The following is a 15,352-nucleotide window of genomic DNA, read 5'->3' as shown; positions in this document are numbered from 1 at the left end:
TGTGATGTCTCAGGACATCGTGGACGGATGAACCCCTAAAGTCGGGGTTCATCCGTTTTTTCGTTGGTAGTCGTGGGGCGTGGCGGCCTCTCACCCGCGTCGGGATTGCGGTCCGAAGTCACCCGTGTAGTGAGGGCCGAGGCGTGACGAAACTCTGCACGTCATAGGAGTTCGCGCATTAAGCCGAGACCATTTCTTGCATAAGCAGATCATTGACATCAACTCCGACTGAGTCGCCGCGCAGATGTGCCATATCGGCTCCGACTTGTGGAATTCGGCCTCGACGCCGACCGTACCGGTTTCGAGTACATGCAACGACGCATCACGAAACGTTTGCCAAATCGCACCGTTAGCAGCCCACCTGGGCCAACATCTCTATCTGAATCATCGGTGATTTGCTCGAGAGGAACCGCAATGAAGCCCACCATCTTTCGTAGAACACTCGCCATCGCTACCTCGATAGGTGTGATTATCGGCGCAGCCGCCGTTGGTATGCCAGCCGCGGCATACCAACCTGGCCCGGGTGATCTGTACACGGCCGAGAACCCGCAGGACTGCAACAAGCGTCCCTGTGTTCTCTACCCGAAGTCGGCGCAGCTACCGAGCGGAAGGATCGTCGCGACGTTCGAGGACAGCGAGAGCGCTGTGGTCGGACAGAAGATGCCGATCCACGTCAGCGACGACTACGGCACGACCTGGCGCAAGCTCACGGACGTGCCCGCTCCCGCGGAGGCTTCGAGCGACCCGCAGTATGCGAAGTACACCAGCAACTGGACCAACCCCTACCTCTACGTCATGCCGGAGACTGTCGGTGATCTGGCCGCGGGCACGCTGCTGCTGGCCAACATCGTGTCGGGCGATGACCAGTACTACAACGAGCAGAAGGCGGCCGACCCGAACTGGGCGCCGAGCGGAGACGGCGACCGCCAGGACCTCGCGCTCGCCCTGTACGCGAGCACGGACGAGGGACAGAGCTGGAGCCTGCTGAACATCATCGCGGAGGGCGGTTGGCAGGGCGGCAGCGCCGGCGCCAAGGGGCGCACGTCCGAGGCGAACACCTACGACCAGGTCGATCCCATCTGGGAGCCGTTCCTGATGGTCTACGAGGGCCAGCTCGTCGCGTACTACTCCGACGAACAGGACTACCTGAGCTACGACGCCACCACCGGCATCCCCGTCATCGACCCCGATGACGACACGGCCACCGATTCGCAGGGCCAGGTGCTGCTCCACAAGACGTGGGACGGCACATCAGCAGGGTGGAGCGCTCCGGTGATAGACGTTCCCGGCTACACCCAGGACATGGGTAACGGGAAGACGCAGATCGGTGGTGGCCGTCCCGGCATGACCACCGTCGCCCCCACCACGGACGGCAAGTGGATGATGACCTTCGAGTACTTCGGAGGCGGAGACGACACGAAGTACAAGATCGCCGACGACCCGCTCGAGTTCTACAAGGTCAGCGAGGCCAACGGCACCAACATCACGGCGCTGCCGAGCGCCGGCGGTGCGCTCGCACGCGGGGGCAGCCCGGTTCTGACCACTTTCCCCGACGGCCGGATCGTGTTCAACGCGTCCGGAAGTGGAAACGTGTGGGTGAACGAGTCGGGTCGTAGCGACGGTACCTGGAAGGCCTACCAGACGTCGCTTCCCGGCGGGTACAGCCGCAACATCCAGTACGTCGACGGCACGGGACGCCTCCTCGTCCTGCAGGCCGCATGGGCGGGCGGAAGCATCGGTCCGGTGAAGTACTCCGAGGTCGATCTCGGGCACAGCGACGGTGCGTATTACAGCATCCAGAACCGCGCCACGGGGCAGATCATCAGCACCGACGCCGATAAGACACAGGACGTCAGCCTGACGGGCAACCGCGAGGACATCATCACCTGGACGAACAACCCGGTCAACGACACGCAGCGCTGGCACGTGACCAAGAAGGGCGAGAACGTCACCTTCCTGAACAAGGCGGGCGGCCGCTCGATCGGCATCTGGCAGGGCAACGCCTCGGTCGGTCAGCGCGTCGTCCAGTGGGTCGACGATGGTGGATCGGACAAGCTGTGGAACCTCGTCCCGACGAGCGACGGCTACTACAAGATCCAGTCCGTGAAGAACACCGAGGTCTACATGACCAACGCGGGCGGCGGAGGCGCGGTCGACCTGCGTGCCAGCATCGATGCTTCGTCCGACGCCGCCGCGGACGACGGGCAGGAGTGGATGCTCGTCGCCGAGGCGCCGACCGCGGCGGCGTTGACCTCGGGTCGGCAGTCCACGGCGCTCGTCGCGCAGGACACGGTGCCGTCCGAGGCGACGCTCGAGCTGAACGCTGCGGTTGACGAGCCTGCTCCCGTGGCTTCGCACGCGAATGTCCCCGGCCATGTCTACGCGTTCTCGGGCAGTGACGCTGCCCTCGACCTGGGGGTCGTCGACTTCGATGCATCCGAGAAGGGCAGTGTGACGCTCCCCGCCGATCTCGAAGTGGGCGTCGAGCTGAAGATTGCCGTCCAGTTCGATTCGACACCGATCGTGTGGGACACCGTCACCGTCGAGGCGCCGCAACCCGTCGTCGTGACGCCGACGCTGACGAGCGAGCTCCCGGCCAACGAGGCCGGCTGGTTCGTCGGTCCCGTCACCGTGGCTCTCGTCGACGACAGCGAGACGGCGACCGTCGAGTACCGACTCGGGGATGACGCGGACTGGGTTGCGGCCAGCGACGACATCGTCGTGGCGGCGCAGGGGATCACGACCGTGTTCTATCGTGCGACGGAAGCGGGAGAGCCGATCGAAGGTTCGGCGGGAAGCCTCGACGTCAAGATCGACGGCATCGCTCCGGTCACATCCGTAGACACCGACCCGGAGTCGGGCGAGGCGTCCCTCGGTTCGACCGTCACCGCGACCTTCGACGCGGTCGACAGCGTGTCGGGTGTGGCTACGACCGAGTACTCCACGGACGGTGGGGCCACGTGGGTTCCGGCCGCGAGCGAGGGAGTCTCGTTCACCGAGCTCGGCGACCACGAGCTGCAATACCGGTCGGTGGATGTCGCGGGCAACGTCGAAGAGGCTCGCTCAGTCGTCCTGACGGTGACGCCGGGCAGTGTGCCCGAAGCGACTCCGACTGCGAGCGTGTCGTCCAGTACCGCCAGCCAGGGCGGGTCCATTGTGGTCACGGCGTCCGGCTTCGAGCCGGGCGAGGCGGTGCAGATCTGGATCCACTCGACGCCCGTGCTGTTGTGGTCGGGCGCCGCGTCCTCCAGCGGCGCTGTGAACCAGACGGTCGTGATTCCGAGTGATCTCGAACCGGGCACGCACCGTATCGAGGTACGCGGGGCGGAGTCGGGGTCGGTGTGGCTGTCGGTGACCGTTTCGGGCTCGGGCTCGGGTGCGTCGCTCGCGAACACGGGCTTCGATACGGCGACCCTGGCGTGGCTGACCATGGCGGCTCTGCTCGTCTTCGGAACTGGTGGTGCCCTCGTTGTGGCCGGTGCCCGACGGCGCCGCACGCACCCGTAAGAGCATCCGTCACGTGGGGGTGCCGTTGTGCGCGCAGGCGCACCACGGCACCCCCACGTGCGTCGCGCCCGAGCGAAAAGCTTTCGCGATTCGTACAAGAAGTGGCTGCGACTTTTACTCTGATTTTGGTGAAGATGCCGGAAGTGAGGTGGGGTTGATGGTTCTGACGCATTCTCGATCGTCTGTGATCGACGGTGCCGGTCATCGGGACCCCTCGGATGCCCTGACCGGGCGCCGGACGACGCTGTCCTCGATCGCGGAACGTGCCCATGTTTCCGTCGCGACGGTGTCGAAGGTGGTCAACGGTCGCACGGGCGTGGGTGAAGAGACGCGACAGCGCGTGCAGAACGTCATCGCCGAGCTCGGTTACGTGACGCACGGCGAACGACAGCTATCGGCGTCCCGGCTCGCGGAACCGACGTTCGAGTTGCTCGTCGAGCCCTTCGACGAGCGCAACCCGTACATGTTCGCCCTTCTCGGCGGCGCCATGGAGGCGGCGGGCGACCTCGGCGCCGCGCTCGTCACGCGTCGCCTCGACCTCTTGGGCGACCCCTCCCCGGTGGCGTGGGCGCGCACGCTGGCGGAGCGGAGTCGCGCGGGGGTCATCGAGGTGACGACGCGCTATTCCGCGGCTCGCGAGAAGGCGCTCCGTGCCGTGGGCCTGCCCATGGTGCTGGTCGATCCCATCGACTTCCCGCGCACGGCGACGATGAGCATCGGCGCGACGAACTGGGCCGGTGCTTACGCCGCTACCGAGCACCTCCTCGAGCTCGGTCACACCCGCATCGCCTACATCGGCGGACACCCGAACGCCGCGTGCGACGTCGCGCGGGTCTCGGGGTGGTCGGCCGCGATGGGCGCGGCGGGGCGCCGTGTGAACGTCGAGACCGTGCCGCGGCATTCGTACACCTTCGAGCACGGACTGACCGCGGGCGGCGAGTTGCTCGATGCGCCGCATCGCCCCACAGCGATCTTCGCCGGATCCGACATCTCTGCGATGGGTGTCATGGAGGCGGCTCGACGCCGCGGAATCCGCGTACCCGAGGAGCTCTCCGTCGTCGGCTTCGACGACACGGTCCTCGCCCGCTCGTCGGCGCCGAACCTGACGACCGTTCACCAGCCGATTGCCGATATCGGTCGCACCGCCGTCAACGCGCTCCTGCGGCTCGCGCGCGGCGAAACCTTCGCCACCAAGCGTGTCGAACTGGCAACACACCTGGTGGTTCGCGATTCCACCGCGCCGCCCCCGCCGTAGGCCCCCGCTCCTTCTCCTCCTTCTCCTTCGTCTTCTTCTTTTCTCCGATCGAAAGCGACACATGCCTCAGTCGACTGCGCCCTGGCGCGACCTCACCCTCTCCGCCGAGACCCGCATCCGTGCCCTGCTGGACGCGATGACCCTCGACGAGAAGATCGCTCAACTCGGCAGCAGCTGGCCGGGTTCTGAGGAGGCGGAGGGCGACGTCGCCCCCATGCAGGAGACACACCTGCGGGCCGAGTCGTTCGAGCAGGCCGTCGTCGGTGGACTCGGCCAGATCACGCGCAACTACGGCACCGCGCCGATCGACCCCGCCGAGGGTGGACGCCGCCTGGCCGCGCTCCAGACCGCGGTGACCGAGGGCAACCGCTTCGGTATCCCCGCTGTCGCGCACGAGGAATGCCTCACCGGGGTGACCGCGTGGAAGGCGACGGTCTACCCCACCCCCTTGGCCTGGGGAGCGACGTTCGACCCGCAGATCGTGCGCGAGATGGCCGCTCGAATCGGCGGAGATCTTCGCGACCTCGGCGTGCAGCAGGGGCTCTCCCCGGTGCTGGATGTGGTGCGCGACTACCGCTGGGGTCGCGTGGAAGAGACCATCGGCGAGGACCCGAACCTCGTCGCCGAGATCGGCACGGCGTACGTCGAGGGCATCGAATCCGCGGGCGTGGTCGCCACTCCCAAGCACTTCGCGGGGTATTCCGCCTCCCGCGGCGCCCGCAACCACGCGCCCGTCTCGATCGGCGTGCGGGAGCTGCAGGACGTGATCCTTCCGCCGTTCGAGCGTGCGCTGCAGACGGCCCGCTCGGTCATGAACTCCTACACCGACACCGATGGTGTGCCGGCGGGCGCGGATCACGATCTGCTGACCCGTCTGCTGCGCGACACCTGGGGTTTCGAGGGCACGGTGGTCTCGGACTACTGGGCCATTCCGTTCCTGCACTCGATGCATCGCATCGCGCGGAACGAGTCGGATGCGGCACGCCTGGCCATGCGCGCCGGGATGGATGTCGAACTTCCGCACCGCATGGGATTCACCCACCTCGCCGAGCTGGTCTCTTCGGGAGCCCTGTCGGAGACGGATATCGACCGCGCCGCCGAGCGCGTGCTGCGCCAGAAACTCGAACTGGGGCTGCTCGACCCCGACTGGAGCGCCCCCGATGCGACCGGTGTCGATCTGGACAGTGCCGACAACATCCGCGCCGCTCGTGCGGTCGCCGAGCGCTCGATCGTGCTGGTGCGCAACGACGGGCTGCTGCCGCTTACCGAGGCCCCCGCCCGCATCGCGGTGGTCGGCCCCGTCACGAACGATCCCGGATGCCTGTTCGGGTGCTACTCGTTCCCCAATCACGTGCTGCCGCACCATCCCGGCCTCGAACTCGGCATCTCGGCGCCGACCTATCTGGATGCGGTGCGTGGGGCGTTCCCCGGTGCGCAGATCGTGCACGAGTCGGGGACCTCGGTGTCGGGGGGCGAAACGGAAGGCATCGAAGACGCCGTCCGAGCGGCGCGCGACGCGGATATCGTGCTGCTCTTCGTCGGCGACCGCTCGGGCATGTTCGGCCATGGCACGTCGGGTGAGGGCTGCGATGCCACCGACCTGACGCTGCCCGGCGCCCAGCAGGATCTCCTGACGGCCGTGCTCGAGACCGGCACACCGACTGCCGTGGTCGTCAGCTCGGGCCGCCCCTATTCGCTCGCCTCCGCCCCCACGCGTGCATCCGCGATCCTGCAGACGTTCTTTCCGGGACAGGAGGGCGCGGGAGCTCTCGCCGACATCCTCTGCGGTGCCGTCAATCCATCGGGCCGGCTGCCCGTGCAGATCCCCGCGCTCGCCGGATCGCAGCCGAGCACCTATCTCGCGCCCCCACTCGCCCTGCGCAGCGACGGCGTGAGCAACATCGACCCCACCCCCGCGTACCCGTTCGGTCATGGGCTGAGCTATACGACCTTCGAGCACGCGCTCGTGCACGCCGACACGGTCGTGGACACGGATGGGGATGTCGTGACGCTCACCGTCGACGTGACCAACATCGGCGATCGCCCGGGCGCCGATGTCGTGCAGCTGTACGTGGGCACGCCGTATGCGAGCGTGGTTCAGCCCGTGCGGCGCCTCCTCGGATTTGCGCGGGTCGATATCGCCGCGGGGACATCCACCCGACTCTCGTTCACGATCCCGGTCGAGGCTCTCGCGATCACGGGGGTCGACCGTGTCAAGGCCGTCGAGCCGGGTCGGGTAACCCTCACGGTGGCTCGATCTGCGAGCGACGTGGGACTCCCCACCGAGGTCGAGTTGTCGGGTGAGCGGAACCCGATCGGCCTGCCCCAAGCGCGTTTCACCTCATTCACGACTATCGAGAATGATGCGCCTCCGGTGCGATAAGTTTTCGCGCCAAACTGCATTGTTTGGCAGGTTTTCGAGACCTACCGTCAATGTGTCACCGCAATCCCGTGCCGATCACCAACCCGGCGGCACCCACGAAGAGAGAAGTTCGATGAAGAACAGCAACTACCTGCGGCTCGCGGCGGTCACCGCCGTCGCGGCACTCACCGTCGGTCTGGCCGGCTGCACCGGCGGCTCTGGATCGACTCGACCCGAGAACGAGGTCCACCTCCTCGTCTTCAACGACGCGGCGGCCGCGGCCGAGATCGCCTTGGCTGAGCGTTTCAACGAGACGAGCGAGGTGAAGATCGTCGTCGACAAGTCCCCCGAGACGGAGTCGGTCGCCTACATCAACGGTGTGCGTCAGTCGCTCGGCACCGCCGAGGCGCCGGACATCTTCATGAGCTGGGGTGCCGCGCAGATCCAGGACTTCGTCGATTCCGACGCCCTTCTATCGTTCAACGACTGGATCGACGAAACGCCTGCCCTGCGTGACTCGTTCAGTCCGGCCGTCTTCGACCAGGAGGTTATCGACGGCGAGGCTTATGGCGTCCCGGTGCGGGGCACGCAGCCTGTGTTCATGTTCACCAACGAGGACGTCCTCGCGCAGAACGGCCTCGAACCGGCGGCGACCTGGGACGAGCTCCTCGAGCAGGTCGACACCCTCACGGCCGCGGGCGTCATCCCCGTCGGCCTTGCGGGCGCCAGCCAGTGGCCCACGCTAATGTGGTTCGAGTACGTCTACGCGCAGACCATCGGAAACGACGTCGTCGCCGAGGCGCTCGCGGGTGACACGGATGTGTGGGCGAGCGACGGAAGCCGTGAAGCTCTCGAGCTGCTGCGCGAGCTGATCGACTCCGGAGCGTTCGGTACGACGTTCGACTCGGTCGACTACGACAACTCGCCGGCCCTCCTGCGCACGGGAAAGTCGGCCTACGAGCTGATGGGCACCTGGAACTACGCCGTGCAGGCGGGTGCCGACGAGGCGTTCGCCGAGGACGGTCTCGGCTATGCCCTGTTCCCCGAGTTCGGGGACCTCGAGCCGGGTCAGCTGGCCGGAAACGTTAGCAACTACTACAACGTCGTGGCGGACACGCGATACCCCGAGACTGTCAAGGCGTTCCTCGAGGAGCTGTACAGCCCCGAGTTCATCGAGTCGCAGCTCGCGCTTGGCAACCTGCCGACGACGACCGACGTGGGCGACTTCATCGCCGACTCGGACGGCACGGAGTCGTCGAAGGCGTTCTTGCAGTTCACCAACGACGCTGTCCAGGCCGCGCCGAGCTTCCAGCTTTCATGGGACCAGGCCGTCCCCACCGCCAGCAAACAGGGCATGCTGGATGCCATGTCGGGCTTCTTCAACGGCAGCCTCGACGCGGACCAGTTCATCTCCGCGATGCAAGCACTCGACTACTAGGAACCACCGGAATTATCTCGTGACTCTCCCCTTTGTTCGCGAGCGGTCCCAATCGGCCCGGGGTGGTCTGCAGAACGCAGGCCGCCCCGGCGCCGTGTGGGCGCTGCCCGCGGTTCTCTTCTTCGCCTTCTTCGCCCTGCTGCCCCTGGGGTACGCGGTCTACCTCTCATTCACCCAGTACAAGGGCATCGTAATCAGTCCTCCAAAGTTCGTCGCGTTCGAGAACTGGGCAGAACTCTTCGCCGACCCGCAGGTCCTGCAGTCGCTGATCATCAGCGTAATTCTTGTCGCACTCGCCGTTGTGACGCAGACGCCGGTCGCTCTGCTCATCGGCGTGTGGACCGCGGGCCCTCAGCGCGGTCGAGCGATCGTCGCGGCGCTCTACTTCATCCCCCTCCTGATGTCCTCGGCGGCCATCGCGGTGCTGTTCTCGTCGCTGCTGGACCCGAACTTCGGTCTGCCGGATGCGATGCCTTGGCTTTTCGGCGACGGTAACCTGCTCGGCTCGCCTACCTCGGCGACCGCGGTGATCACATTCGTGCTGGTCTGGCAATTCGTGCCGTTCCACAGCCTCATCTACCAGGGCGCCGCCCGCGCGATCCCGCCCGTGCTGTACCAAGCGGCCGCGCTCGACGGCGCCGGTATCGTGCGCCAGTTCTTCAGCATCACGCTCCCGCAGCTCACGAACACGCTCGTCACCTCGGTGATCCTCATCATCGTCGGAACGTTCACGACGTTCGAGACGATCCTGATCATCACGGCGGGCGGCCCGTCTGGATCGACCACGATCCTGGCCTACCTCATGTACATCACGGGCTTCGGTGCCGCCTCCGACTACGGCTACGCCTCGGCCATCGCCGTGGTGCTCATCGTCATCGCAAGCGCGATCTCGCTCGTCATGGTCAAACTCACCGGCTTCGACCGTATGCGCAGCTCGCAGGAAGGCGTCTGATGAAGACTCGTCCGAACATCATCGGCGGCGTCGTCGCCGGAGCCTGGCTCCTGATCATCCTCATTCCCATCTACCTGATGGTTCGGGCGGCGTTCGAATCGCAGGAGTCGTACAGTCAGCACGGCCCGCTGTCGCTGCCGCGGGAGTTCACCCTGCAGAACTTCGTCGACGCGATCGAGGGAGGGTTCCTCCTCAACTTGCTCAACTCGGCGATCATCACGGCGGGGACCGTTGCGATCATCCTGATCGTGGTCCCGCCGCTGTCGTTCGCGATCGTGCGCGCGCGCTCCCGGCTGGTGTCGAATGCGTTCCGGCTCATGCTCGTGGGTCTCGCGATCCCCGCGCAGGTCGTCGTGGTGCCGGTGTTCTACCTGATCAGCCAACTCGGGCTAAACAATTCGCTGATCGGTGTCATCCTGCCAACGGCGGCGTTCGCGATCCCGGTCTGCACGCTGGTTCTCACAGGATCGATGCGTAACATCGGCAACGAACTCTATGAGGCGATGTCGATTGACGGCGCGAGCCCCTGGGGCATGTTCCGCCGCATGGTGCTGCCGTTGAGCAAGGGCGGGATTGCGACGATTGTGGTCTTCTCCGCGCTGCAGGCGTGGAACGGATTCCTCCTTCCTCTCGTGCTCGCGCGCACGCCCGAAACGACCGTCGCGACGGTCGCGCTGAACCAGTTCCGGTCGCAGTACGCGGTCAATGTGCCGGGTCTGATGGCGGCTGTCATCCTGACGATCATCCCCATCCTGCTGGTCTACCTCTTCGCCCGTAAGGCGCTCGTCGCCGGCGTGATGGGGATGGGCGGCAAATAGCGGCGCGGGCAGGGTCTCGTAGTGTTGCACGTGCATTTTCAAGCCCTCCGGGGCTCGAAAATGCATGTGCAACAGATTCTGCGTCTCCTCGCCCGGTTATGCGTTGTCATCGGGGGCGAGGGCAATTGGCAGCCGCGACGTGATCTGCATCTCTGAGGCTATGACCTCTAGCCTGCGCACGTAGTTCGCCATCGTTGAGACCATCGTCTTCGCGGACACTTTGAAATCCGCAGTTGGGGCGAGTAGCTGCCGGGGCTCAGTCGACATCGGGCGCGGCCGTCTTCGGGAGCAGCGGTACGACGAGCAGGCAAATGCCGATGAGCGCGAGGAACCCGAGAAGGGTGGCGGTGACTGCGGCCAGATCACCGCTGGGGAGCAGAGCGAGGAAGATGCTCGTGACGAGGGCTGAACCGATCCCGTTGGCAACCTGTTGGACGGCACTGAGCGATCCGCTCGCGGACCCCGCTTCTTCGGGGCTCACATCTCCGAGTGCGGTGTTGAAGATCGAGCTGAAGCAGATCCCGGCACCGATCCCCATCATCAGTGTTGAGATCGCGAGTTGCCACCACGGCAGATCGAGCCCGGTCGTGTGCAGGAGCACGAGCATCGCGGCGATGCCGGCGATGATCGCCAATAGACCCGCAGCAACAAGTCGACGAGCAAGCTTCGCAACAAGCCCCGCCGCGATTCCAGACCCGGCCATAATGCCGACGGTCAGAGGGATGAGGGCGAGTGAGGTCTGCGTCGGCGTGTATTCGAGGGTGAGCTGAAAGAACAGCGACAGTACGTACAGGAGGCCGCTGCTCAGCACGTCGATGCGTGGTGCGGTATGCGCCGGGACGGTGGGGAGAAATCTCACCGCCATGACGAGCGCGACGCCGCCGATCACGACGTTAATGAGGAAGATCGGGCGCCACTCGAGCCCGAAAAGATTCGCGTCGATAAGTACACCGCCGAGGATGGGGCCTGCCACAGTGAACACCCCGAGCATGGGTGCGAACACCGAGAAGGCCTTCTGCAGCATCGGCTTGGGAAATGTCGCTGCCATGATCGCCATTCCCTGCGGGATCAGGAGGGCGCCGAAGATTCCTTGGGCAGCCCGTGAGCCGATGAGTACTGCGGACGAGGGGGCGAGGTCTGCGACGGCAGAGGCCAGAACGAACCCAGTAATCCCGACGAGGAATGTGAGTTTCTGCCCGAACTTGTCGCCAAGCCGCCCCTAAGCACCAAGAGCGAACCGAGGGCGAGGGCGTAAGCCGCGCCGAGCTACTTGATCATGCTGTCACCGGCGCCGAGGTCAGCGGCGATGGAGGGTGCCGCGATGTTCGTGATGGTCGAGTCGATGAGATCCACCGCACGCTCAATGACTACATGCAACTTCTCGCCAGCCAACCCGCTCTCGCCCAGGCTGCCCTCGTCACCTGGCCAGAGGGTCCGCACTACCTGGATTTGCTCGAGCTCCTCCTCCGCGCTCTCCACGACCTGGGGCTTGATGCTTCGACGGCAGGTCGAGCGGTCGACCTGCTACTCCAGTTCGCCACAGCATCAGCGGTCGAACGGGCTGCGCATGCGTCCGCCGACGCGCAAGAGTTATCCGACCTCGAGTCCACGCTCGTCTCCGCTCGCCCTGAGCGCCATCCTCTGCTGGTCGAGGCAGGGACGACCGCCTTTACAACAGTTCTCCGGGGGAACGCAACTCGTGGGCGATCGATGTCCTCCTGAACGGCTTCCTTCACACGGACATGACCGATCACGCGCAAATACAACACTGATCCGTTGTGACCGGGCTCCATCGCCGACCTGGGCTGACTCGCCCGCCTCGTGACCGGCCCTGTCGGCATCTCGACGAGCCCTAGTAGAGCAGCTCGACGCCGAAGTCTGAGACGACAGCTCGCACTTCGGTGAGGTATCGCTGTGCCTGCTCGGTGAGGGGGATCGCGGAATGGCCGATCCAGCCGATCTCGATGCGTTCATCGACGTCGAGCGGCACGGCAACAATCTGCGGGTCGAGGTCGCCGCTGATGATGCCCGTCGAGATCGTGTAGCCGTCGAGCCCGATCATGAGGTTGAAGATCGTTGCCCGATCCGAAACGCGGATCTCCCGCGCGCTTGAAAGGGTAGAGAGGATTTCCTCGGCGAAGTAGAACGAGTTGTTCGCGCCTTGGTCGAACGTGAGTCTCGGCAGATTGGCGATATCGGCGAGGGTTGCACGATTTTGCTCGGCGAGTGGGTTTTTCCGCGAGATGAAGATGTGCGGCTTGGCAAGGAATAGCGGGTGGAAAATGAGCCCGGAGTCGCGGAGCAGTTTGGCGATGACATTGCGGTTGAAATCGTTGCAGAACAGGATGCCGAGTTCGCTGCGGAGCGTTCGCACGTCTTCGATGATGTCCCAGGTGCGGGTCTCGCGCAGCGAGAATTCGTATTCGGATGCCTCGGTGCCCTTGACCATTCGAACGAACGCGTCTACCGCGAACGAATAGTGCTGTGTAGACACCCCGAGTAGGCGCCGAGACGGTGGCCGGCCGAGGTATCGCTGCTCGAGGAGTGCTGCTTGCTCAACAACCTGCCGGGCGTAGCCGAGAAACTCCGCACCGTCAGTCGTGAGTGTGACCCCGCGGGCAGAACGGGCGAGGAGGGTGCGGCCCACCCGGTTCTCGAGGTCTTTCATCGCCGCGGACATCGTCGGCTGGGCGACATAGAGCATCTCGGCTGCCGCGGTGATCGATCCCTCGGCGGCGACCTCGATGAAGTACTGCAGTTGCTGCAGTGTGATGCCACTCGATTTCCTGGCCATAGGCAAAGGCTATAGGAAACCATAAGTTCATCGAGTTACCCGATGACCAGAGGGTGCCGACACGATAAATGTACTGACTTCCGTTTGGCCAGCTCGGCCGATCAGCTACCGGATTGGCCGCTCATGACGAACGAATTCACGTTCAGCATCACCACCACCCGCTTCGACGAGAACTACGCGCCGTCGGAGAGTTCTCGGGCCACGACAAACTTTGCCAATCTGGCCAGAGGTGAGCATCGTCAGCAGAACCTCCGCAACGCGCTGGCAATGATCGACCGTCGATTCAACGAGCTCGCACACGGGGACAACCCGAAACAGGACCGCTACGCCGTCGAACTCGAGATCGTTTCTGTCTCGCTTGGGTTCGCTGCCGAAAGCAACGACCATGAATTTCCGCTGCTCGAAATGCTCGACATCCAGATCGTCGATCTGCACACGGGTGTTCGTCACCACGGAATCGTCGGCAACAACTTCTCGTCGTATGTGCGCGACTTTGATTTCAGCGTGCTGTTGCCCGCGGTCAACGAAGCTGCGACCGAGCCGACCGTGCCCGAAGACTTCGGCGACCTGCACGGCAAGCTGTTCCAGCACTTCTTGGACTCCGCCGCGTACCAGGAACGCTTCGCACTGCCGCCAGTCATCTGCATCAGCGTGTCAACGAGTAAGACATATCGCCGGACCGACAACTACCACCCCGCACTCGGCGTGGAGTATCAGCAGGACGAGTACTCACTCACTGATGAATACTTCGGCAAGATGGGGTTGCAGGTTCGGTATTTCATGCCAACTGGCAGCGTGGCGCCACTCGCGTTCTACTTTCGTGGCGATTTGCTCAGTGACTATTCCGACCTGCAGCTCGTCGGCACGATCAGCACGATGGAGACGTTCCAGAAGATCTATCGACCCGAGATTTACAACGCGAACTCGACTGCGGCGAGCGTCTATCGGCCGAGTCTGAATCAGCAGGACTTCACGCTGACGCAGATTGCCTACGACCGGGTCGAGCGCGGTGAGCTCGCGATCAAGCAGGGGAAGTACACCGAGCAACACTTTGTGAAGCCGCACAAGAACGTCCTGGAACAGTGGGCTGCAAACTACCCGACTCTTGTCGGTTGAGCAGCGGAGAGTCAACGACTATGCACCCCCTTTTACCCACCGCAATTGTCGGCAGCCTCCCGAAGCCTTCGTGGCTTGCCGAGCCGGAAACCCTCTGGTCCCCCTGGAAGTTGCAGGGTGATGCCTTGACCGAGGGTAAACAGGATGCTCTGCGTGTTGCCGTTCAGGAGCAGCGACAACGCGGCATCCATTTCGTCAGCGATGGGGAGCAGACCCGCCAGCATTTCGTCACGACGTTTATCGAGCACCTCAGTGGGGTCGATTTCGAGCAGCGCGAGACGGTTCGCATCCGAAATCGATACGACGCGAGCGTACCCACGGTCGTCGGGGCCGTGAGCCGCGAGAAATCAGTGTTCGTCGACGACGCGAAGTTCCTCCGCCAGCAAACCGATCAGCCGATCAAGTGGGCGCTTCCGGGCCCGATGACGATGATCGATACGCTCTACGACCGCCACTACAAGAGTCGAGAGAAGCTCGCGTGGGAGTTCGCGACGATCCTCAATCAGGAGGCGAGAGAACTCGAGGCCGCTGGTGTCGACATCATCCAGTTCGACGAACCTGCATTCAACGTGTTCTTCGATGACGTGCAGGACTGGGGGATAGCAGCGCTGGAGAGGGCGGCAGAAGGTCTCCGCGCGGAAACCGTCGTGCACATTTGCTACGGCTACGGCATCCAAGCGAACACAGACTGGAAGAAGACTCTGGGTTCGGAATGGCGGCAGTACGAGAAGTCGTTCCCGCTGTTGCAGCGGTCAACCATCGACATCATCTCGCTGGAAAGCCACCACTCTCATGTGCCAATAGATCTCATCGAACTCATCCGTGGCAAGAAGGTGATGCTCGGGGCCATCGACGTTGCGAGCGACGAGATCGAGACCGCGGATGAAGTCGCCGACACACTTCGGAAAGCACTCGAATTCGTCGACGCGGACAAGCTCATTCCAAGCTCGAACTGCGGCATGGCGCCCTTGCCTCGGGGTGTTGCGTTCGAGAAGCTGAGCGCGCTGGCCGCGGGGGCAAACATCGTTCGCGACGAACTCACTGCCGCACAGTTACGAGCATGAAAGCGTTGACGGTAGGGATGAGGGCGCGCCATCCGACGTAGCCGGC

Annotated in this window: 12 protein-coding genes; 9 read left to right on the top strand and 3 right to left on the bottom strand. The window is 64.3% G+C overall.

Annotated features, from left to right (window positions below):
- Positions 1 to 414: 414 nt before the first annotated feature.
- From G6N83_RS05615 to G6N83_RS05590, 6 genes are all read left to right on the top strand, one after another.
- Positions 415 to 3,507 (top strand): RICIN domain-containing protein, encoded by a 3,093-nt coding sequence (locus G6N83_RS05615; protein WP_206535830.1) that lies wholly within the window; start codon positions 415 to 417, stop codon positions 3,505 to 3,507.
- A gap of 157 nt (positions 3,508 to 3,664) precedes the next feature.
- Positions 3,665 to 4,762 (top strand): LacI family DNA-binding transcriptional regulator, encoded by a 1,098-nt coding sequence (locus G6N83_RS05610; RefSeq protein WP_165140147.1) that lies wholly within the window; start codon positions 3,665 to 3,667, stop codon positions 4,760 to 4,762.
- A 61-nt stretch (positions 4,763 to 4,823) separates the two neighbouring features.
- Positions 4,824 to 7,145 (top strand): glycoside hydrolase family 3 N-terminal domain-containing protein, encoded by a 2,322-nt coding sequence (locus G6N83_RS05605; protein ID WP_165140145.1) that lies wholly within the window; start codon positions 4,824 to 4,826, stop codon positions 7,143 to 7,145.
- Positions 7,146 to 7,257: 112 nt separating this feature from the next.
- Positions 7,258 to 8,562, top strand: coding sequence for an ABC transporter substrate-binding protein (locus tag G6N83_RS05600; RefSeq protein ID WP_165140143.1), 1,305 nt, complete (start codon positions 7,258 to 7,260; stop codon positions 8,560 to 8,562).
- Positions 8,563 to 8,581: 19 nt separating this feature from the next.
- Entirely contained in the window at positions 8,582 to 9,514 is a 933-nt protein-coding gene (locus G6N83_RS05595) for a carbohydrate ABC transporter permease (RefSeq protein ID WP_221188179.1), read from the top strand.
- Positions 9,514 to 10,332 carry a carbohydrate ABC transporter permease gene (locus tag G6N83_RS05590; protein ID WP_165140139.1) on the top strand — a complete coding sequence of 273 codons (819 nt, stop codon included), beginning with the start codon at positions 9,514 to 9,516 and terminating at the stop codon, positions 10,330 to 10,332. The genes G6N83_RS05595 and G6N83_RS05590 overlap by 1 nt, the downstream gene beginning before the upstream one ends.
- 96 nt (positions 10,333 to 10,428) lie before the next feature.
- Here G6N83_RS05590 and G6N83_RS13920 read toward each other — a convergent pair whose 3' ends face one another.
- Positions 10,429 to 10,551, bottom strand: a complete 123-nt coding sequence (locus G6N83_RS13920) for a hypothetical protein (RefSeq protein ID WP_260149143.1) — start codon at positions 10,549 to 10,551, stop codon at positions 10,429 to 10,431.
- 37 nt (positions 10,552 to 10,588) lie between these two features.
- Entirely contained in the window at positions 10,589 to 11,503 is a 915-nt protein-coding gene (locus G6N83_RS05585; protein WP_165143173.1) for an MFS transporter, read from the bottom strand.
- Positions 11,504 to 11,703: 200 nt separating this feature from the next.
- Between G6N83_RS05585 and G6N83_RS13975 the strand changes: the two genes are divergently transcribed.
- On the top strand, positions 11,704 to 12,054 hold the full coding sequence (locus tag G6N83_RS13975; RefSeq protein ID WP_165140137.1) for a TetR/AcrR family transcriptional regulator C-terminal domain-containing protein: 351 nt from the start codon (positions 11,704 to 11,706) through the stop codon (positions 12,052 to 12,054).
- Between the two features lie 130 nt (positions 12,055 to 12,184).
- Here G6N83_RS13975 and G6N83_RS05575 read toward each other — a convergent pair whose 3' ends face one another.
- The gene (locus G6N83_RS05575; protein ID WP_165140135.1) at positions 12,185 to 13,126 is read right to left on the bottom strand and encodes a LysR family transcriptional regulator; all 942 of its coding nucleotides are present in this window, start codon (positions 13,124 to 13,126) and stop codon (positions 12,185 to 12,187) included.
- Between the two features lie 123 nt (positions 13,127 to 13,249).
- Between G6N83_RS05575 and G6N83_RS05570 the strand changes: the two genes are divergently transcribed.
- Together G6N83_RS05570 and G6N83_RS05565 are read left to right on the top strand one after the other, a co-directional pair.
- Complete coding sequence (locus tag G6N83_RS05570) at positions 13,250 to 14,242, top strand: DUF1852 domain-containing protein (protein ID WP_165140133.1); 993 nt, start codon at positions 13,250 to 13,252, stop codon at positions 14,240 to 14,242.
- Between the two features lie 20 nt (positions 14,243 to 14,262).
- Complete coding sequence (locus tag G6N83_RS05565; RefSeq protein WP_165140131.1) at positions 14,263 to 15,306, top strand: methionine synthase; 1,044 nt, start codon at positions 14,263 to 14,265, stop codon at positions 15,304 to 15,306.
- Positions 15,307 to 15,352: the final 46 nt, after the last annotated feature.

This window comes from Microbacterium endophyticum (genome assembly GCF_011047135.1).
Lineage (GTDB): Bacteria > Actinomycetota > Actinomycetes > Actinomycetales > Microbacteriaceae > Microbacterium > Microbacterium endophyticum.
Note: the sequence above shows the minus strand (reverse complement) of the source record. Positions and strands in the feature narration are given on the sequence as shown.